Raw genomic sequence first — 21481 nt, 5'->3', positions numbered from 1 at the left:
TTCATACTATATACGAAACGAAAGGAGGAAGATCATGTCCTTATTATCTTTATATGACATCAAGAACATCCTGCATCCGCCCATCAACTCAATGCCGGAAGATGATTTTCGGATCATAGACAGCTGGGCAGAATATGAGGAAGCTCCGTCACCAAGTGAACGCCCGTTAAAATATCTATGTTATGAGTTGGAGACCATGGATCCTATAACAGGAGAAGCCTACCGGTTTTATAAGGCACTGAAATTTGTACGTGTTGCCAGAATCCCGAAAGGGGCAAAACAGTCAGAGGCGTTCATGGATATGCATGCACAGGTACTATCTGCGCTTTATAGCAGTAACTGCAATTTTATCACGGTCATTGGAAATGTATTAAAGCCAGTGGCACTTGGCCTTTTGTACCTTTATGGGGTGCAGGGAGTATCAAAAAGCTTAAAAGCAGCAAAAGAGATCGCACATAATAATTTTTATGGAATGGTAGGCAGCCTTCAGGGAACTTATCGGGTCCTGCACCTTCGTGTTGTCAATGCACAGGAAACCGAATGGCTTCGTGAAAAAATGTACGGCATGGATTATATGACCATGGTCCGGGGGATTCCAAAAGCTGGACGCGGCGGCGAAGATGCGGGCAACAAAGGATTTGGAGGAAAAAACTTAAATCCAGATTCCCAGGGAACCTTAGAAGAGATTATCACCGGTATGGCAGATTATGAATACATCTTAGAAATCCTATCAACCCCGGTCTATGCGGAGACGCTCAGAGGATGGAACCACAGGACGCAGGATGACATGACACGGTGGTATTCACAACTCCAGGGACAGACAAATCTGTCTATGAACATTTCCATCCCAATGATGTATATGGCAAATGCGTCTCAAAGCCAAGGGTATTCCAAGGCTTATACAGATGCAGACAGCGTTACTTATTCGCAAAATGAAAGTTTTTCTGTAGGGCAGGGGCAGTCCGTAGGAGAATCTTTAAGTCAAAGCCTTGGAGAAAGCTACGGAAAGAGCCACGGAACAAGTGTAACGGATTCAGTATCCCAAAGCCATAGCATCAGCAATGGAGTAAGTCTTGGACAGTCCTTTGGGCAATCCATTGGAACCAGTCAGGGATCGAATCTGGGGGTATCACAAAATGTTGGGGAGAACGCAAGTCTTAGCCAGGGAGCCAGCTTAAATCACTCTGACAGCACAAATGCCAGTTATTCTGAGGGGCAAAATCAGGGGACCAGTTACAATCTGTCGCAGGGACAAAATGTAAGCTCCAGTCACAATGTCGGGGTAAATCACAGCGTTGGTTATGGAACCAACGAAAGTTACAGCATTGGAAGTAATGAAAGCTATGGGGCAAGCCAGAATACAAGTCATGGAACAAATCAGAGCCATGGGACCAATTCTAACAGCGGAACGAATTCAGGCTGGAATCAGGGACAAAGTCAAGGAACCTCTACTGGAAGTTCCCAAAGCGTTGGCGGAAGCGAAAGTAGCACGAAAGGCTGGAATGGAGGGGTAAAAATCGGGCTTATTTCTGGCGGTGTTAATCATAGTGATTCCAGCGGAACAAATTGGTCTAATGGAAGTTCAAGCTCCGTAAGTGACAGTTCGTCTACAGGCATAAGCGGGGGATCCAGTGCGTCTAATGGATTCAGCAACAGTTATGGCAGCAGTTCATCTGTCGGCTATGGAAGTAGCCACAGCGTCGGAACCAGCCTTGGATATTCCCAGGGGTTTTCACAAAATGAATCTTATGGGACAAGTGAATCTTATGGGGTTTCCACTGGGCAATCCCTATCCCAGAGTTATGGAGCAAGTTCCGGTACTTCCCAATCTGTCAGCAACGGAAGCGGATCATCCGATGGATGGGGAAAGAATATTGGAATGTCCTCTGGGAACTCTTATTCTTCAGGATTGAGTCAGGGGTTATCAAGCGGGCAGAATGCCGGCCAGAGTGCATCTGTAAATACGGGGCAGAGCTTCAGTGAAAGTCTTGGTGTGACTACGGGACGTTCCGTTGGAGAAAGTTCCTCAGAATCCTATACGCAGAGTATTTCCAATGGATACGGAAAATCCTACAGCCAAAACATCAGCAGTTCTCAAGGAACCGGATATGGAAAAAGTACAGGAGAGAGCCAAAGCGTTTCCAATGGAACTTCCGGTGCCATCAGTTCTGGTATGTCTTCCAGCATGGGATTTGGACCATCTATTGGCTATGGAAAATCTTACCAGTGGCTTGATCAAACGGTACAAGATATCCTAGAATTGCTCCAGTTCCAAAATGAACGACTAAAACGGGCGATGCGAAGCGGCGCATTTTATACCTACGTCTACATTGCATGTTCCTCAATGGATGCATTGTCAACGGCGCAGACTGTTGCAAAATCAACCTGGCAGAATGACTTTGCTTTAACAAGTCCTCTGCAGGTACTAAACCTTTCCGAAGAAGAGCAAAAGCATCTCTTGTATCACTTTTCGGCGTTTTCTGCAGATCCAACGCGGGAAAATTTCTATGGGGTGAATGAATATAAATACACGACAGTTCTTCTTCCGGAAGAGTTCGTTGCTTACACGCATCTTCCAAGAATCAATGAAGGTGGAGTTTCAGCAGAACCCGGAGATGTACCGAAGTTTGCGGTTCCTTCCATGATGAAGGGAGAGGTCTACATGGGAACCGTTCTCTCTTCAGAGCGATACACCTTAAACAATGGATACCTCACCAACTTTGATTACCGTCTTGATGAAGCATCCCTCATGCATGGGTTCTTTACCGGCGCATCCCGGTCAGGAAAAACAGTGGCGGCAACCAGATTCATTGCGGAGTTATCTAAGGTCCGCAGAAGTAAGACTGGAAAAAGGCTTCGGATTGTATGTATGGATCCGAAACAGGACTGGAGGGTCCTTGCAAGATTTATCGAACCAGAACGGTTTAAGTTTTACAGTCTTGGGAACATGAATTTCCGCCCGATTCATCTAAACGTATGTAAAATACCACGCAACGTGCAGCCTCAGCACTGGATAGATGGACTGATTGATATCTACTGCAGGGCTTATGGCTTGTTAGAGCGGGGGAAACAGATGATGGCAGAAGTTTTCTATGAGATCTATGAGGAAGCCGGTGTGTTTGAAGCGTGCAAGCACGATGATTGGGCGGAACGGGTTCCGGATCTATCATCAAAAGTAACTTTTACAAAGGTCTGCCAAAGAATGCGGAAACATAAGGCGGATGCAGAGGATCCTACGAATCCGGCAGGGCGGATCGGAAACGATACCAGAGATGCTTATGCAAGGCTTTTAGACCGCCTGCAGGCATTTGACCGTCCTTATTCTATTGAAGCTGTCTTATATGGAGGAGAAGACGGCATCGGAATTGATGATCTGATCGGAGATGATGATGTCGTCATACTAGAGTCGAAGGGGTTAGAAAAAACATTTAAGAACTTTATCTTCGGAATGGTAACCAGTGGATTTTATCGATATGCACTTGGACATGAAGGAGGTTATCTGGCGGAAGACCAATATGAAACGGTCTTGGTCATCGAAGAGGCGAATGAGGTCTTAACTGGAAACGATAATGCGGGATCCGGAGGAGGACAAACAATCAGCCTTTCCGGGGAATCAGAATTTGAGGAAATAATTGATCAGGCAGCTGGATATGGCTTATTTATCTTTGCTATTACACAAAAAATAGCAGATATGCCATCCTCTATAATTGCAAACAGTGGAATGAAATTCATTGGAAGATTGGCAAGGACGGAGGACGTTAATGTTGCGATCCGATCCATAGCAAGAGAGGAACGGTATGAAGACCGTGATCTTGTAAAGTGGTTTCCAAGGTCTCCGATTGGGTGGTTTGTGTGTCAATCCTCCAGGGGATTTGACTTTATCAGTGCGGAGCCAATCCTAGTAAAAATTTCACAACTCAACCTAAAACCGCCGACAAATCGGGAAATTGATGAGATTCTTACCAGCGCAGAGGCCGCAAAGGCAATGGAAGCGTAGACGAAAATCTCTAAGAAAAAGAGAGGGATGCCTCTCTTTTTTTGCCGTTTATCATACTAATAATGAAAATGATTTTAAAATTGAAAGGAGTATTTTATGAGAGATAAGACAGCGAAACTAAAAAAGACAACCAAAGATCGGAAAATCATCGTGACAATCGGAGCCGCAGTCGTTCTCACGCTTCTATTTGGGGTATTGCTGGTTCAGTTTCTGGCACCCCGGCGGACGACGGTTTATGTTTTTAAATCCAGCTACAATGCTGGCACGGCTTTGAGTGAAGAGATGATCTCGCCAATGCAGGTTGATTCCAAAATCGTTATTGCCGGGAACCGGTATGATGCCGGAAATCAGTATGTGACAGCAGCAGAGATGAACAAGATTCTAAAAAAAGGAGACTCTCTGCGCGTAGAGGTTTCAAAAGGCATGACCTTAACAACCAGTATGTTGACAACAGCCGGAGGAACCTCGGTAGAGGCAAATATGAACAAAAGTTCGATTGCTGTTACGGTTCCGGTCACCAACACCACTGGAGTTACAAAAGAGATCAAAGCGGGTACCTACGTGAATGTCTATGTGTCAACAGAGGTGGGCACGTCTCTGTTGTATGAAAAGATGCGTGTTTTAGAGGTCTATAAATCCAATGGAGATCTTACTGGTGTTTCATTGGAAACCACCAACCAGGAACAATCCATGAAAATGATCTATTCAGCAAAATATGGAGAGATCCATTTAGGCATTGTGGATGGCTCCGGTTATCAGTTTAATGAGGGACAAAATGTTTATAAGCCAGGAAATTAAGGAGGAGTGTTTATGAAATATCGAAAACTTATTGTTGCAGATAGAAGGGCCAGATTCCTTGCGGATTTACAAACCGCAGGAATCATGATGGGAAATGGGGATTTTGAAATCGTAAAGACGGTATCAAACCTTGATGATATCCACAATGATATCGCAAGAGAAGAAGCCACGGAACTGGCAGTCAGTGAAAACGTCCTGCAGGCATGCAGGCAGGATGGGATTGATGAGTCTTTCTTTGATTTTGATATCCCGGTTGGAGTCTTTACGTTTACTGGAAAGGGAATTGATTATGTCAGAGAATTTGGTCTCCTGTTTTATGGAGAAGCAAAAAATGCAAGAAATTTATATCAGTTGTTAGAGGAGCCTCCTTACAGTCTGGAAGAGGAATACGAAGAAATTGACGAAGAAGAGGAAGCGGACATCGAAGAAGACAAAGAACAAGATGCTGCTTATGAAGAAGAAGCGGGAGATCCGTCTTATCAGGCAGATAAAAGGTCAAACTTATCCAGAGAAGATATCCTATCACAAAGGAGAGGGGCTCGCAGGCGTCCGGCTTCCGGCGGCAAAAAGCCGGAGGTTTCAAAGAAAACAGAGAGGGAAACACCAGCAGAAGTTCATCGTCCTTCTGCAAAGCGGCCGCACGCAGAAAGAGTCAGACCGGTAAAACTGGAGCGAGAGTATCCCGTAGATGTGTATGACGAGGAAGAGGATGAAGAAGAAATAACAGAAGAAGTCGAATATGAAGAAGTCGATCATCCGAGGGAGATTCCGAAGAAAAAAGTCAACAGACCAACTCAGAGTACGGCAGACCTTCGCAGAGCTTCCGCAAGAAGAGAGGCCAAAGAAAAACAGAAAGCCGTCCGTAAAGAAGAGAGAAGGAGAAAGAATCCTCCAAAGCAAAGAGCAAAGGTATATACCTTTTATGCAGGAAAGGGCGGTGTTGGTAAAACGACGATGGTTACGGAAGTCGCAACGTACCTTTCTTTAACAGAAAAAGGGAGAGGAACCAATGAAGTATGTATCGTAGATTACAACATTGATTTTTCGGATGTTGGAACGGTATTAAGCCTGGAAAATGACAGCAGCATGGTTTACTGGGCTGATGATATTAAAGAACGGATTGAGAAAGGAGAAGATCCTGAAACAATGCGGTATTCCAGAGAAGACATTCGAAGCTTTCTAGTTCAAATGCCGGATACAAGCCTTTACTGTCTCCTTGGTCCGGAATCGAACCTGGATTCCTATGACATTAATGAGGTCGAGTTAAAGGTCATGCTCCGAAACATCGTTGAAAACGGAGGATTCGATTTTGTCTTATGTGATTCAGGAAATAATACGAGAGACTGTTCCACGATCGCATTACAAATGGCCGATGACGTGTTCCTGATCACAACGCAGGAGGTTACCACAGCGAAGTGCAATGTTTCTGCACTGGATGCTTTAGAGGAAATTGGATTTGATACATCAAAAGTCAAGATTCTTATTAATAAGGTGACTTCGAAGAAGATTGCCGGAATCTCTGCAGAAGAAATCGAAGATTTCTTTAAGGATTACGAATGCGCTGCACATATCCGTGACAATCCAGACGTAACAAAAGCCAATAATAAGGGAAATCCGCTTGTTTTTTCTGCCAATCATTCTTTTACCAAAGAAATTGGCCAGCTTGTGGAGTGTATCCTGAATGATTCCATGGTTTATGCGATTCCAAAAGCTAACGAGCGCAAAAAGAAACAGAAAAAACCGGGATTCCTGAAAAGACTGTTCGGAAGGGGGCATTAGCATGCCGCTTGTAAAAGATGTCGTTGAGCAGAAGAAACGCCGACAAAAAAAGATCAGAAACGACATAAAAGCACATAATATCCAGCCTACCAAAGAAGAAAAGCAGATTGTTGACTTGATTATCCAAAATATATCAAGTGCCTTCCGCCGACAAATTTCTACCCAAAGTGTCATCAGCGAAAACACCAAAGAGGCAATTAAGAAGAGAATTCAACTGGAAGTTGAAAAATACGAAGATCTGTCGTTTGAAAGCCGTGTGCGCATTGAGAAAGCAACAATTGTCAGTATCATCGGGCTGGGACCCATTGATGCCTATATGGAAGACGATGATGTAACTGAGATTATCGTTCAAAGGTTTGACAATATCATGATCGAACGGAACGGCATCACAGAAAAAACAGATGCCAAATTTATAGATGAAGCTCACCTTCAAAATATCATTAACCGGATCATTCTTCCGGCAGGGCAGGAAATCAATCTAAATAGTCCTGATGTCGATGCCACGCTTCCGGATGGATCAAGAATTCATGCAACGATTCCGCCGTTTACCCCGGATGGAGCAACGTTAACTGTAAGGAAATTTCAAAATTACAAAATGAACCAAAGGGATTATTTAAGACTTGGAGCCATTAATGAGGACATTCTTTCATTCCTTGGAAGCTGTGTACAGGGGAAAACAAGTATTTTAATCTCCGGGGGAACCGGCACTGGAAAAACCACGTTTTTAAACATGTTATCCGGTTTTGTTCCAGAAAATGAGCTGATCATTACAGTGGAGGATACACTTGAACTTCAGCTCAAACATAAAAATGTCAGGCGGCTTTTAACGAGGAAGACAGGAAACCCGATTACGTTTGCGGATGCCGTAAAAAGCACACTTCGTATGAGACCTGACCGTATTATCGTCGGAGAGGTTCGGGATGGGGCCATCGTAGATTTATTATCTGCGATGTCCACGGGTCATGAGGGGTCTATGTCCACAGTCCATGCGAACAGCCCCAAGAATTTAATTGATTCTAGAATGCGAATTTTATTTCAAATGGGAGATGCATCCTTTACGGAATCTGCGCAAAACTACCTGTTTGGAGAGGCTGTTGATCTCATCGTTCAGTTAAAAAGGTATCCAAATGGGGCAAGAAGGATCTGCGAGGTTGCAGAAGTGACGGGAGCAGACAAAAACGGAGTCAGCTTTGAAACCGTCTTTTGTTACGATGAGGCGCAGGAAGACTTCGTTTCAACCGGATATCTTCCAAAACAATTGATAGAGCGGCTTTCCTGTCAGGGGATCGTCATTAACGAAGAGATTTTTCGAAAAGGAGGGAATTAAATGCAGGATATCATTCATCTTTATATCATCGCCATTCTTATTGCTGTGATCCTTGTTTCTCTTGTCATTTATAAAATTCATCAGGAAGAGAGTCAACTGACTCAGGAAAAAGACTTCATTTCCCGGTTGATGGATCGTCTTGAGAGAAAGCTTCGGAGAGAAAACAGTCGTTTTCATGCAAGGACATACTTGCTTTTTATTGCGGGTCTTTACATCATGATCGGCACGGTATCCTGGTTTTTCACGGGGAACAGCATTATGAGCGTTTTACTGGGCTTTATTGGAGCCGCCGTGCCAAAAGTTTATCAAAATTTGATGGATTTAAAAAAGAAAGAAACGTTTGAAAAAGAGTATGTGCAGGCGTTAACGCAGCTTTCTGCTTCCTTACGAGCGGGACTCACGATAGAGCAGGCAATTGACGCTTTATGTACCAATTACTTTCTGCCGGCAGAGATACGAGAACGGTTTTCTCAAGTCAGTGCTGATATGAAAATCGGAATTCCCATCTCACAGGCATTTTTGACTTTTGCAAAGGAGGCAGGCAGTGAGGATGCCTATGATGTTGCATCGGCCATTTCCATGCAGACAGAAGTCGGGGGACAGGAATCCTTGTTGCTCGACAGTATCATTAAAAACATTCATGCAAGGATATCGGTAAGAAAAGAAATTAAGGCAGAACTTACGGAAACCGATATGATGGTTAACTTCTTTGAGGTTATTCCCATCGTTATCATGATCGGGATCTGTACCATGATGCCGGATTTTATTCTTTCATTTTTCAGTTCTGCTGGAATGACCATGATCTTTGTTTTATTGGTTCTGCTTGTCATCATTGGTACTTTTATCAACAAAAGAATGCTTATCAATGCAAAACGATTTTAACGAAAGGAGAAGTTTATGAATATGACAACATTGATAGGAGTCGGCTGTTTATGGATTTTAACTATGACAGTGCTGTTCCAGATTCTGCGTTTTGAAAAAGAGAAAAAACTGCAGGCGGGGACCAGGAATGATGCGTGGCTGTTTTCCAACTTTAACTATAAGATCTATCGGGAACTTTTTCGTGATAAGAAACCCGAACAGGTCGCTCCATCATTTCGAATCAATGTAGTGCAATACTACAAAGATTGCGGGATCTGCGGAAAGGTGCCGGATTTAATGAATGTGATCGTATTTCGTATCTTTGGACTTACTGCTTTATTTGCCGGGGCGATTCTTTCTTTTATTGACCTTTATTTTGCATGTTTGTTCATTCTGTATGCGGTGATTATGATTCTTTATCCAACATCACGAATGCATTCAGGAGCAGAAGAAAAGAAGAACGAGTTTGAATCCTGTCTTCCAAGATATTTAGACCTTTTACAGGCTGCCCTGGAGGTTCATATGCCAATTGAGCAGGCTATCCGACAGAGTGCAGAAAAAATTGACTCAATTTTGTCGAGAGAGCTTTTGGATGCTTTTGGAGACGTTACGCTTGGAGCCAGCAACTGGAGGGAAGCAATGGAGGACATCGCACGGCGTTATCAGGTCGATATGTTCTCCGACTTGGTTCTTGATATGAATACAGCCTATGAGAAGGGAATTGATATTTTGGAGCCAATTAAACGCAGGAAGAATGAATATATGAAAACGTATCTTCAACAAAAGAAAGAGAAAATGATGAAAATAAAATCAAGAATTCTTTTTCCGATTGTTGTCTTTAAGATTCTTCCGATCCTTGGGTTTTTACTTGTCCCGGTTATTGCGCAGCTTCGAAATTTTTAATCATCATACTATTCATGAAAGGAGATTTTAATATGAAAAAATTTGTAAAACGATTTGTAAAGGAAGAAGAAGGGGCGGAAATGATCGAAATTGTAATCGGGATCGCCATTGCAGCGCTAATCGTAGGAGTCTTCATTAAGGTTATTGTGCCAACCATCACTCAGAAAATTGGCGATTCAAAAAATGCCATTGACAGTATCAAAGTTGATACCGGTAACACGGCAGAATAGGCAGAGGGGAGAAGATTATGAAACTATGGATTGGATATATTGCGGTAGAAGTGCTTTTGCTTGTTTGTGCTTATACAGACATAAGGTACCAAAAGATATATAACTTCCTTACGCTGCCAGCAATTAGTTTTGGAATTCTTTATCAATGTCTGTTCCTTTGGCACGGAGATACCGCAAGAATATGCTTTTGCATGGTTTCCATTGCCATAATTCTTGGCATGAGTTATCTCGATATGATCGGAGGAATGGGAGATGCAAAGCTTTTCATCGTATTGTTTTTGTTTCTTCCGCCCTCATTTTGTTGGGAACTGCTCTTTGTTTCATGCGTGTTGTTTCTGAGAACTGCGATTTTAAAGAATCGGAAAGAGGTTCGGACATCGATTGCAAACTTTGTGGCAGCGGTTTATCAGGGAGATGTCCGGTTTCTCCATCTTGGCAGGAAGCGTCCCTTTGCTCCGTATGTATGCGTGTCATACCATCTTTTTTTAGCTTATGCACTATGGAAAGGGGGAATTGCCTTTGGTTAAAAGAAAAGCAAGAGAAATCAATTGGAAAAAGGGATCAGGGGAAATTGTTGGATTTACAATGATTCTTCCTGTCATTACCTTTATTTTCTGTGCCATGGTAGCGGTCGCTCAGGTTGGACTTATCCGGCAGAAACTGGAATATACTGCCTACACTGCCGGAAGGGCAGCCGTTGTATCAGATACGAAAAGCCGGGCGAAAGAACGGGCAGCTAAGATTGCGAAAGAATCATTGAAAGGCACCGGCGGAGGACTAAAAGATAACTCTATCAAAACATCCGTTGTTATTCTGGATTCCAATAAGAAATGGGAAAAGGGAAAGTTTGTCAGAATCAAAGTAGAGGCTTATGTAAGGGCTGTTATGCCTTTTACCTCTGGAAAGAGAGAATCTACGATCGTCATGATGATCGAACGGCCGGCAACGGATGACGGCAACGTTGAATAGGAGGAACCATGAAACACATATTTTGGAAAAAGGGAAATGGTTCTTTGCTCATTGGAACAATCCTATGTCTTTTGGGAACTGTGATCATGATCATGTTCTTAGAATACATCAACATTTATTTTACCAATGCCTATACACAGACCCGCGCAGACGTTCTGGCAGATGCGGGTGCCGTATATGCAAATGACGGGTTTCAGATTAACAAAGAAAAGCTTACTGATATCGAAGACAAGCTTCTTAAAACAATGTACCAGGAGGAACAGACAGCATCGAACTACGAGGTGAGAATTTCCGAAAAAGATCTGGCAGCAGGGACAGACAATGTTGCTTTGACGCTTCGCACAACAAGAAGGTTCCTTGCCCCAACTTTTCAGGAGGGAAGAAACTTTCAAGTGGTAAAAAAAGCGACGACCCATGTGGTATTCCCGTCTTATACATCAGGAGCACCGGATCCTGTTAGATTTCCGATCAACTTTGGACTTCCGTGTAAACCTTACATAAAGAATACAAAAGGAAGCAGGAGTGCAAGGGCCTATCTGGCTGTCGTTGGACAATTTGCCATTGACACAAATCCTCGTTATACGCCAAGAGACGGAATGACATTTTGTAACATTTTTATGCAGGATGTTCTGGCGGCTCTTGATGTTCCGTTCGTTTATCAATGCGCCAATGATCATTATGCATGGTTTGCATCAACAGGGAAAAGCTGCGGCTGGAAAGAAGTATCCATGAAAGAAGCCGGAAAGCGGGCTCAGGAGGGATATCCAACAATTGCGGTCTTACGCCGATCTGGCCATGGGCACGTCAGAGTGATCATTCCAAGAAAAACAACGGATATTAAGAAATACAAGCTTGCCTACGCTCAAGCTGGCAGCAGCTGCTATAGCTACCGTGCTGTAAATGGATTTGAAGAATCCGGATATAGGCTCTATACGCATGATTAAAATATTGTGATGCTATTCTTTATCATACTATAAGTGAAAACATTTTAATGAAGCAGAGGAGTTTTAAAATACCTCTGTTTCTTTTTATAGGAGAAAGGAGGTCATATGACTAATTCAGTTGAAATTGCAATGCATCATTTTCAAACAATTTCATCTCTATATCAGAGATGTTTAATTGATGAAGATGATAGAAGAGAATTAACAAAACTTACGATGTTTGGGAAAGAAAAACAGGACTTTCACCTGTTAAAACAGAAAGTGGAAGAACTAAATCTTCCCCAAAATGAAAAACTTCGCTTCGATGTATGAGGCTGATGAAAGGAGAATAGGGATGCAGGAAAAATTTCTGTTAGATTCATGGGAGGCTACTGGAGATAATTTAGAAAGTTTCAAAGAAACGATAAAGGAAATGAGTAATTCAACAAAATACATGAAGGCACGGTTAAATCAGTTAAGTGTTCTTCATGTAATGGAAGTGCAAGATCTAATGAACCCAAAGTCATTACGATTCTTTCGGTTTGGAATACCAACCGAAGAGGGTTGCGCCAACGTAAAGATAGGCGGATTCACGGAAAAAAGCCTATCTGAAAAGGGGGCAGACGACCTTGTAATGGAGGCAAAGAGAAGTAACAATACAATTTTTCGTTTCAATGGTTCAACATATTTTACGGATTACTATGCTTTCCGAACGCTCGGACAGATGATGGATCGTGGAAAGGAATTTTTGGAGCCAAGGTTCTCCAGAGACTATGCCATGTCCATCGACATGCGGGGCCGTTATGGACAAAAAGAAGTAACCCTTGTCGTGCGGAAAGCAAGGCAGTTATCCAAAATATTTGCGGTTCACAGCGGACAGTATGTTCCGTTTAAACAAACTACTTTGATCATGGTTATCGAAAAGTTGTCCGAACTTTTCGGGGAAATAAAAGTGAATTGGTGGCAAATCAATCATCAGTTTTCTACAGCGATCCTTACTTTTCCGGAAAAAGGAAAAGAGATCGCTGACTTTTATCAGCTTCCGGATGATTTTGTGCCAGGTATCCGTATCTGTAATTCAGATACCGGCAGAAGTTCTTTGACGGTCGAAGGTAACTGGCAGATACAGGGCATGTCATACAGCCGCACAAGGCGGTGCTCGAAGAAGCACGCAGGAAAAGGCGATGAATCAGCATTAATCAAAAGTTTTATTTCAGATGCTGAACAGCAAATCTTTTCAGAATTTGCAGCCCTGCCAAAACAGCTTTCGGAGTTACTCAATATAGATGTTGAGGATCCAGCTGCGACAATCGAAAAGATTATAAAAGAAATAGGAATGGGACACGATAAACAGCTTGGGATCAAGATAACGAAGCAAATCAAAGAACAATTGATTGCTTCTATCAACCCAAAATTGCGATATAGCGCATATGATGTCACCATGATGTTTTTGACGCTTCCGTCTTGCATCCACGGACTGAAAGAAAGTGCGGTAGAAAAATTAGAACGACTAACATCAAAAGTCCCATGGGCCGACTTTGATGTGACCGATACTGATGAAGATGATGTATTAATCGTTTGTTAACATATTCTTAATTTGGGAGGAAAAACTATGATTTTCAGAAAAAGCAATGTAATCGGCGGAACGGTAGAATCCGTAAACCCTATTGATGACAAAACAACAGAAGTGATGTTAAAATCCCAAGAATGGGACAGAAATGTAGGAGCTGAATACGATATCGAATATCGTATCTTGTTTCATAATAATCTGGCAAAAAATGTATTAAAGAGCAAAAATGTCGCACCGGGGAAATTTATTTCCGTAAGTGTAAAATCAGCTGCGGAAATACCATACGAGGGAACCTCTTTTCATACAACTGCGGTATATAAGGCGCAGGAAATGGGAGATAATGGAGAAACAAAAGAAACAACTATTACCCACGGAATCATCCGAAGGGTATCTGAGCGAGTTTCAATGGATGGTACCAACTGGTACCGGGTAGACATTCCAATTGACACTTATAACCCAAAAACGAAACAATACGATACCACATGGTATGGTATCAGTTTCAATGATAAGTTCGATTCTTTGGATAAAGTAAAGAGAGCCTTAACCAAAGGCACTCACGTTATGATTAGAGGTGGTCGGGTTAATATAAACAAGACCGATGATGGCCGCACATATCATAATATCCTTGGATTTAGTTTTCGGCTGTGTCCGAAAATTGTAAAAAACGATAAGGGAACGCCGGTGGGGGCGCCAAATGGCGGTGAACCTGATATTACCGGAGGAGAGCCTAATATCACTGGAGAGCCAGCGATCAATTAATTGTGCTTTTTTAGGGAGGAATAAAGGATGAATATTTACAGTAAATTATTGAACAAAGAGATTTCCATTGATTCTTTTCAAGGAGATGATGGAAAAGAAGTGCTGTCCAAAAACTCTCTTTTGGATTTCTATTTAAATGAACTTCCAAAAGAGATGCCAGATGTACACAGAAAGAAGACGTTCGATCCCATCAAAACGGATCAGAACCATTGTTTATGCAAGGTTACGATCGTGGATTCGAAAGGTCGCCATGTAGAAGAATGCGGCGAGTCAAATAACCTCACATTAAAAAGTGAGGTTGATAAAGAGAATCCGTTTGGTACGGCATTTAACCGCGCCAGTGATAAGGCGATCCGGCGTTACCTGGGACTTCCTCAGAATGTTTATAGTTCTTCAGAACTTCCTTCCGCATCCGGAAATGGAGCGGCGACAAATCCGGGAACTGGAGATCAAAAGTCATCACAGGGCACACAGAGCACCACTCAGAGTACACAGAGTGCCCCTCAGAGCACATATGATTATGGGGACATTGTCATCAATCTAGGAGCTTTCTCAAAGGGCCCTAAAAATGTAAGGGACGTCGTAACTAATAATCTTGATTGGGCAAAATGGGCAATCGCTCAAAATCCCCTCTCATTTGGGAGAAACGATGCGGGAGCTCAAATTGACGCAATTAAGACTTACATGAAGCTTCATAATATTTCATAGGAGGAAAACGGTATGTGGAGAAACTCTGGAGACAGAAGAGAGCAGTTACTTCAAGCTCTCGATCACGGGAACATTATGATTCTGTTCGATACGGAAACTACAGGCCTCAAAAAAGACGACCGAATCGTCGAACTTGCGGCAAAGAAATATCGCATAGAAAAAGACGCAAATGGCATCTATGAATTTTTGGAAACAGATACGTTTCATGCTTATATCAAACCTCCCTTTGCAATGGATAGCGGGGTTATCGCTATCCATGGGATTACCAATGAGTTTTTGGAAGATAAATTTTCTGAGGAAGAAATTAGTCCTCAGATTGAAGCTTTTTTTGGAGGCGCAGATCTTTTGTGCGCCTATAACATCAATTTTGATGTTAAGATGATGATGCGATTGTATGAAAGGATGGGGATGCCGATTCCTTCCGTTCTTTCTGAAGCAGAAAAGCAGCTAGACGTGCTGATCTATGCAAGAGATTTGGTTTCCTCAAAAGAGACAAAGTCCCATAAACAGGAAGACGTATGCAAAGCAATGGGTTTGGAAGATGGCGTTAAATTTCATAGCGCCATTGATGATATTGAGGCTTGTTTCCGCCTTTTTAAGGTGTTTGTAAAGCAATACCAGGACATGGAAATGCCTGATTATTCGAAGCTGCCAACACCTGTTATTTATCAAGATGGGATTGCCTATTGGGAAAGGGGCAGAATCAAGAGAATCTACTTAAACACCGATAGGGGTGGATTCTACTATGATATCATGAAGAAGGAGTGGAACATCAAAGACCCCTCTGATGATATCAGGAATTACAACATTCCTGCATTGATTAAGGCGGCCTTCGGGGTCGTCGGCGTTTCTGATGAAGAGGCGTTTGTAAAGGCGGTTATAAATTAGCAGTTTATGAATTAGCATATGAAGAGGAAAGAGACGGTATTCGCCGTCTTTTTTCTTTTGTCATACTAACTATAAAGGAGGTTCTTATGTTTGATGTATTCTTATATCTAATGTTGTTATGCATTCTGCTTGTCTCTTCCATAAGTGACGTGAAGACAAAACTGCTTCCGATCCGTGCTATGATACTTTTTACCGTTATTTTTTCTGTAATCGGGTTTCTGTATGCTCCGGAGGGATTGTTTGTGCATCTCATGTCATTGTTCTTTGGCGGGGCTTATGGCTTTTTTGTGTTTTTTATTATGGCTAAGTATTTTGGCGGGGGAGGAGGCGATGCCGTTTATATGGGATGTGTCGGTCTTCTTATGGGTTTTAGAGTCCTGCCAATCATTATTCTTTCCTCTTTATGTTATCTGGCTTACAGAGCACTTTTGAAAAAGAAGAAAGAAAAGGGAGAAATTGCTTATATTCCTTGTGTATTTGCAGCCATGGTCATTTATTTACCAATGTATCTTTATTTTTAACGAAAGGAGCTTCTTATGAATCCATTACGAAGAGTTGATCCAAATCAGGATCATGGAAAGAAAATGATATTTTTTATTCTCTTTTCCCTGTTTTTTTTAACGGCGATCATGACAAAATGTCAAAGGAATAAAGTGCTTCCTGCGTTTATAAAAGAAGACAATGTTGCAACACAGGCAACGACAGAGACTGAATCCAAAGTATTCCCAATGAAGGACTATACGGATCAGTCGAATCATTTTTCCATAAAAGTCCCAAAGGATTGGAAGCAGGTCACAAAAGATGGTTCTCCGATGTTTGTTGATGCGAAAACAAATTCATCTATTCATATAAAAGTCACAACACTTGATGTTTCAAAAGCGACGATGAATTCTGACACGCAAAATACAAAAATAACAGCGGATGGAGGGACTTTTGTGGAGTTGAGAACCATAAGCAACACAAGCAACATGCTGCTTTACAAAAAGCAAAGCGGCAGTACAATCTTTGATTATGTAGAGTTAAATTCGTGGAGTATGGATCGAAACATTACAATAGAATGCATTATAGATGATGCGTATTATAAAGATGTTGGTCCAAAGATAGAGAAAACTCTGGATTCTTTGGATTGGACGAAGGATAATCCGGTAACAGAGAACTGTTCCATTGCCGCAAATGAAACGGCGGGTATCTGTTATGCGATTCCCGCGAAATGGACCTATTCTACTTCTCAAAATGCACTTTCAGGTACAGACGCAAATTCCGGAGCTGCCATCAACGTTGTATCTACACAGAACAAAGATGATTTCAGCGGACTAACCCAGTCCCAGTATGCCCAGGGAATCGCAGGAAACCGAACGGGATTTGTTATCAGCAGATATGAAGCAACAAAGGAGCGTATAACTGCAGAAGCGATTTACATGCAGGATGGTACGAAAATGGGGATGATGCAGACGGCCATTGCGACGGGGTCATATCAATCTATTGTAACGTATGAATATCCATACGATAATTTCGATGAAGAAATGAAGAAGATGATGGAAGAGTCTCTGGGGCAGTTAAAGAAGATCCCGGTTGTAAAACATATCTCTTAGAAAATAAGGAGCCCTTAGGCTCCTCATTTTCTCATTGCAGTGACATTTAAAACACTTAGAGTAATCTTGTCGTTTGCGTGCTGCAAGACCTTACATTGAATCCCCTTATACTTAAATGTATAATTCGTAAGATTAGATTCCAGTCCGGACATAAAGTCCTCGTAAACTTTGTCCATTAATTTGGAAACAATTTTTTCGTAATCAATCAGATTTAATCGGTTATTACAGGCACGTTCGCCTTTCTGTCGATTTTCTTCGCGGTATTTTGGACAGGCATAAAAGGGCGAATGCGGCCCTTGTACAATTTCCAGTTTTACATCAGGATGATTTCCACAGACAAACACAACGCTTCCCCATATATTTTTGATCATAATAACTCCTTTCAGGCAACAAAAATATCCTATATCCATAGTATGCAAAATTGTGATGTTACTTTATGTTCTAATCTTTCATACTATTTACGAAAAAGTAAAGGAGAGTTCTATGAATCGTATTGATATATTAAACGGGATTGATCGTGGATGTGAAAGTTCTGGATTCTTTCACAAATCATATGTCCCTTTCGAGTTGGAGCAGGATACCTTTAAAGAGGGGGTAGAAAGCATTCGAAATTATAATCCAGGATTTGCCCGCGTATGCGGTGCCGATATGACAAGAGATCCGATGATTGGACAGATTGGAAATGATGAGGTTAAAATCTGGAATGCAGGATTTTCAAAGATTGGAAGCGTTACAACCAGCCCATTTAAAATCATGGAGATGGATGGCGGTCTTGACAAAGAAACAATCACGGAACGCTATTTAACGGATTTTGAGGGAAATGTCATATCAAAGTTTCAAGACGGAGATACGAGATTTGAAATCGGAGATCGTATTACGACAACATTAACAGCGAAAGATGAAGAATTCTTTCATGGAAAAGCAGAACGGCTCAACATGACGTATGAAGAATTTAAAGGCGATATCATCGGTGAGGGAATGAAAAACTATGCCGGTCGTCTGGATCGGCAGTCTGGCAGTGAGTCGAAGTATTTAGAGAGTAAAATATCCGATCTTGATGATGCTCTGTCAAGGTACGAAACGACAATAGAAAAAATTGACATTGCGGCAACGGGGCTTTATCAGTCTTTAGAAAAAGAGAATGTCGCAGACAAAGTCAAAACTCTTTCCAGAGAAGCTTATGGAATCGAAAATTTAAAAGCAGTTTACTCCTATTCGATCGACCGATTAAAAGAAGAACGCCAGGATGTCACATCCTACAAAGATAAGATTGATTCTTATTTAAGTGATGCCAAGGAACAGAAGTTTACCCTGCAGGAAAAATTTGAGACTTATCTGGAAAAGGAAAAGCATGCTGCCGGAAAGCAATTCTTTGTTCACTCTCTGGCAGACCGTTACGAAGGAGTTGCTGAGAAGTTCCTCGAAAAAAAGGAAACGGAGATAAAGGATTTCATTGAAAAATATAATGAATCTCATGAAGAAAAGTTAAGCATTGGAGAAGATAAAAAAATATACAATGAGTATGGTATTTCCAGTGATGGGCGATATGACAGTGATATGGCCAATCCCGAAAAATTTGAAAACGGCATTCCCATTCGTGATGATGATAAGGACGGCATTCAGGAATTAAAAGAAAGCTGTGCTTCCAGGGGATTCGATGAATTTAAGGATTTTAAAGAGGCATCCTATGACCGCGAAGCTATGTTTGATAAAGTTGAAGCAAATGTCAGCGGAGAGATTAAGGAAGCTATTACCGATAACATCTTAAGGGATGCCTTTGATACGGTCTATATTGAAAGGGGACCGGAAGAAATTGAAAAAATGTACATTGAATCCTTGGAAGAATCCGGGGATCCAGAGCAGGCGGCTTTGAATTTCGCAGATAAGATCATAGCTGCTCAGGAGGAAATCTTTGATCAAAAGGAGAAAATAGAATCTTCTGAGTCTTCCCGCAGTGCGAATGTAAAAACAGCAGAGGAAAAGTACAAAGCGACCGTGGATTACTTTGGAATCTTCGTTAAAGGAGGACAGAATACCTATATTCTTGCTGCAAGGGCAGAGATGATAAAAGCGTATCGGGATGCAGGAATTGATTACCGTGGACGCCCTGTTACAAAATATGATGTCTTTATGGCGTACTATCGCGTATTAGACAGCGACCCTATCTCATCCTTCATTACGAAGGTTATAATTGATAAGCTTGTTATGCCGAAAGCAGAGCGTATCGAGAAAGAAAGAGAAAAAGAAGCTGAGACTGAAAAAGCAAAGGAAGACCGGGCAGCAGAAGTCGAAGAAAGAGAAGGAGAACGAAAAGATCCAATCGATCAGTTTATAAATGATTTGGCAAAGGACGATTTAGAAAAACCAGAGGATGATAAGGTCGAAAAACCGGAAGATGATAAAGCAGAAAAGCCAGAGACCGATAAGGAGTCTTTTGAAAACTCTGATCAGGATTTAATCGAGAGAAAAGAAGCGGATCCCATAGAAACTGACCATGGGGAAGAGGATCTCGACAAAGATGGACAGCCGGAGGATGAAAAAGAGGGAACAAATGAGGTAGAAAACAAGGAGGAACCGGAAGTTGATTTATCGGACAATGAACCGGAAGTTGATTTAGGGACTGATTCAGAAGAAAAAGCAGATTACCTTGAGAACGACGATATTTATAAGACTGAAGACGAACAGCCACCCGAAGCCGAAACAGAAGATTCTGTCGAAAAGGAACCAGGGGATTTAGAAGAATCTGAAAAAGAAGAGGACCCAGACATTGACTCCCAGGATCAAAAAGAGGAAGAGATCGAAAATGCAGAGGAAGAGGATCAAAAGGAGGATGAGATTGAAAACACCGGGGATGATGCAGATCGTCCGGAGGATGTAGAAAAAGAGGATGTCAAAGAGGAAGAGGATCAAAAGGAAGACATTGAAGAATCAAAAAATGATCAGGCGGATGTCGCTGAATCCGTAGAAAGCAAGGAAAAAATTGAAGATTCAAAGAAAGAAAAAGATGAAGATAACGAGGAAGCCGTCACCGATGATGATGTTGATCGCGATTCAAAAGAAGAGCAGCGGGAAGATGGTGAATCTTCTTTGGACAATCGTGACTATGAAAATATCCTAAATGAGTATCTTGATGAGACTGGAAAAAATCTTGGAGATATTCTTTATGACTTATCGGATGATTCTGGGGATATTGATGAAGAAAAACTTGTTGACGCTTTTTCTAACATCTTATTGGAGAAAGAGGACGGATTTACAAATGAATCGGCAACGGGTGTTGTTGACTTTATTGTAGATATGGCTTCTACGGGCGGAGAATATGGTTTTATTGGATTTATTGATGGGGTCATGGAAGCAGCAGTTGAGAAGATGGGGACGCAGGAACTATCAAGAGAGGATATGATAGATTTCATTAAAACATATTATGATGCCATTGCTGACAGCATCGACTATAAAACCGAAGTTGGAGACTTTGACCGGGTTCAGCACTCTTGGGATGAGAATGAACCGGATTATTCTTATATATTTGAGGATATCCTGGTACAAGTGGATGAAAACACTCTGGAAATGACCTACACTCCGCTGAATGAAGCAGCGGCAGATCGACTGGAAGATATGGAAGATTTGGTGGATGTTGCAGATTCTGTGGAGGCAGCTGTCCATGAGGGATTTGAACGCCTTTTTGGAGAAGAAATCGCAGATAAGATTGACTACATTGCAGAATATTTATACGTCGGCCTGAATGAACAACTGGGCAGGGATGAGTACGACCTGGAAGATGGACTCAGGCTGGTGTGCGATAATATAAGTGATGTCCTTGGAGCGATCTTCAGCGACTATTCTTCTTATTCCGAAGACGTGTTGGATGTTGCACAGGGGGCTTCTGAATTTGAAACCTATCAGGATGCATTTGAGCATCAACACGAACAGACGCCTGAGGAAGTCGGATTGGATGCGATTGCCAATGATTTATTGGAAAAGTATCCTATTGCGGAAGCCATGCCGGAATTCGGAAAAGAAGAAGAGATGGATATAGATGAGGACCTCGCGCGTCAACTTGTGATTGAATCGGCCGAAGAAGATGCAGCCCTCCTTAATGAGCCAGCGGATCTGGAGTACGATTTATCTCAAGAGGAAATAGATGCGCTAAATGAAGACTTCGTGGATTGGGAAGAATAAAAGA

At 42.0% G+C, this 21481-nt stretch carries 19 protein-coding genes; 18 read left to right on the top strand and 1 reads right to left on the bottom strand.

Going from position 1 to position 21481, the window contains the following annotated elements; genetic code table 11:
- The first annotated feature begins 34 nt into the window (after nt 1–34).
- From AC27EF_RS01255 to AC27EF_RS01175, 17 genes are all read left to right on the top strand, one after another.
- Complete coding sequence (locus AC27EF_RS01255) at nt 35–3997, top strand: serine-rich protein (protein ID WP_487108354.1); 3963 nt, start codon at nt 35–37, stop codon at nt 3995–3997.
- A gap of 96 nt (nt 3998–4093) precedes the next feature.
- Nucleotides 4094–4795, top strand: a complete 702-nt coding sequence (locus AC27EF_RS01250) for a CpaB family protein (RefSeq protein WP_487108353.1) — start codon at nt 4094–4096, stop codon at nt 4793–4795.
- Between the two features lie 12 nt (nt 4796–4807).
- Complete coding sequence (locus AC27EF_RS01245) at nt 4808–6574, top strand: CpaE/TadZ family protein (RefSeq protein ID WP_487108352.1); 1767 nt, start codon at nt 4808–4810, stop codon at nt 6572–6574.
- Nucleotide 6575: 1 nt separating this feature from the next.
- Entirely contained in the window at nt 6576–7901 is a 1326-nt protein-coding gene (locus AC27EF_RS01240) for a TadA family conjugal transfer-associated ATPase (RefSeq protein WP_487108351.1), read from the top strand.
- The gene (locus AC27EF_RS01235; protein ID WP_487108350.1) at nt 7902–8783 is read left to right on the top strand and encodes a type II secretion system F family protein; all 882 of its coding nucleotides are present in this window, start codon (nt 7902–7904) and stop codon (nt 8781–8783) included.
- A 15-nt stretch (nt 8784–8798) separates the two neighbouring features.
- Complete coding sequence (locus AC27EF_RS01230; protein WP_487108349.1) at nt 8799–9665, top strand: type II secretion system F family protein; 867 nt, start codon at nt 8799–8801, stop codon at nt 9663–9665.
- 32 nt (nt 9666–9697) lie between these two features.
- Nucleotides 9698–9895, top strand: coding sequence for a Flp family type IVb pilin (locus tag AC27EF_RS01225; protein ID WP_487108348.1), 198 nt, complete (start codon nt 9698–9700; stop codon nt 9893–9895).
- 17 nt (nt 9896–9912) lie between these two features.
- The gene (locus AC27EF_RS01220; RefSeq protein WP_487108347.1) at nt 9913–10422 is read left to right on the top strand and encodes a prepilin peptidase; all 510 of its coding nucleotides are present in this window, start codon (nt 9913–9915) and stop codon (nt 10420–10422) included.
- On the top strand, nt 10415–10864 hold the full coding sequence (locus AC27EF_RS01215) for a TadE/TadG family type IV pilus assembly protein (RefSeq protein ID WP_487108346.1): 450 nt from the start codon (nt 10415–10417) through the stop codon (nt 10862–10864). The genes AC27EF_RS01220 and AC27EF_RS01215 overlap by 8 nt, the downstream gene beginning before the upstream one ends.
- Nucleotides 10865–10872: 8 nt before the next feature.
- Nucleotides 10873–11808, top strand: a complete 936-nt coding sequence (locus AC27EF_RS01210; protein WP_487108345.1) for a hypothetical protein — start codon at nt 10873–10875, stop codon at nt 11806–11808.
- A 105-nt stretch (nt 11809–11913) separates the two neighbouring features.
- Nucleotides 11914–12117 carry a hypothetical protein gene (locus tag AC27EF_RS01205; protein WP_487108344.1) on the top strand — a complete coding sequence of 68 codons (204 nt, stop codon included), beginning with the start codon at nt 11914–11916 and terminating at the stop codon, nt 12115–12117.
- 22 nt (nt 12118–12139) lie between these two features.
- Entirely contained in the window at nt 12140–13369 is a 1230-nt protein-coding gene (locus AC27EF_RS01200; RefSeq protein WP_487108343.1) for a hypothetical protein, read from the top strand.
- A 27-nt stretch (nt 13370–13396) separates the two neighbouring features.
- Complete coding sequence (locus AC27EF_RS01195) at nt 13397–14113, top strand: hypothetical protein (protein ID WP_487108342.1); 717 nt, start codon at nt 13397–13399, stop codon at nt 14111–14113.
- Nucleotides 14114–14140: 27 nt separating this feature from the next.
- Nucleotides 14141–14821, top strand: coding sequence for a hypothetical protein (locus tag AC27EF_RS01190; protein ID WP_487108341.1), 681 nt, complete (start codon nt 14141–14143; stop codon nt 14819–14821).
- A 12-nt stretch (nt 14822–14833) separates the two neighbouring features.
- Entirely contained in the window at nt 14834–15709 is an 876-nt protein-coding gene (locus AC27EF_RS01185) for a 3'-5' exonuclease (protein ID WP_487108340.1), read from the top strand.
- Nucleotides 15710–15795: 86 nt separating this feature from the next.
- Nucleotides 15796–16230, top strand: a complete 435-nt coding sequence (locus tag AC27EF_RS01180; protein ID WP_487108339.1) for a prepilin peptidase — start codon at nt 15796–15798, stop codon at nt 16228–16230.
- Between the two features lie 15 nt (nt 16231–16245).
- On the top strand, nt 16246–17301 hold the full coding sequence (locus tag AC27EF_RS01175) for a hypothetical protein (RefSeq protein ID WP_487108338.1): 1056 nt from the start codon (nt 16246–16248) through the stop codon (nt 17299–17301).
- 23 nt (nt 17302–17324) lie between these two features.
- Here the strand turns inward: AC27EF_RS01175 and AC27EF_RS01170 are convergent, their stop codons facing one another.
- Entirely contained in the window at nt 17325–17672 is a 348-nt protein-coding gene (locus tag AC27EF_RS01170; RefSeq protein WP_487108337.1) for a hypothetical protein, read from the bottom strand.
- 112 nt (nt 17673–17784) lie between these two features.
- Between AC27EF_RS01170 and AC27EF_RS01165 the strand changes: the two genes are divergently transcribed.
- Entirely contained in the window at nt 17785–21477 is a 3693-nt protein-coding gene (locus tag AC27EF_RS01165) for a putative sodium/potassium/calcium exchanger (protein ID WP_487108336.1), read from the top strand.
- Nucleotides 21478–21481 lie beyond the last annotated feature (4 nt).

The organism is Anaerostipes stercorihominis, from assembly GCF_057535655.1.
Note: the sequence above shows the minus strand (reverse complement) of the source record. Positions and strands in the feature narration are given on the sequence as shown.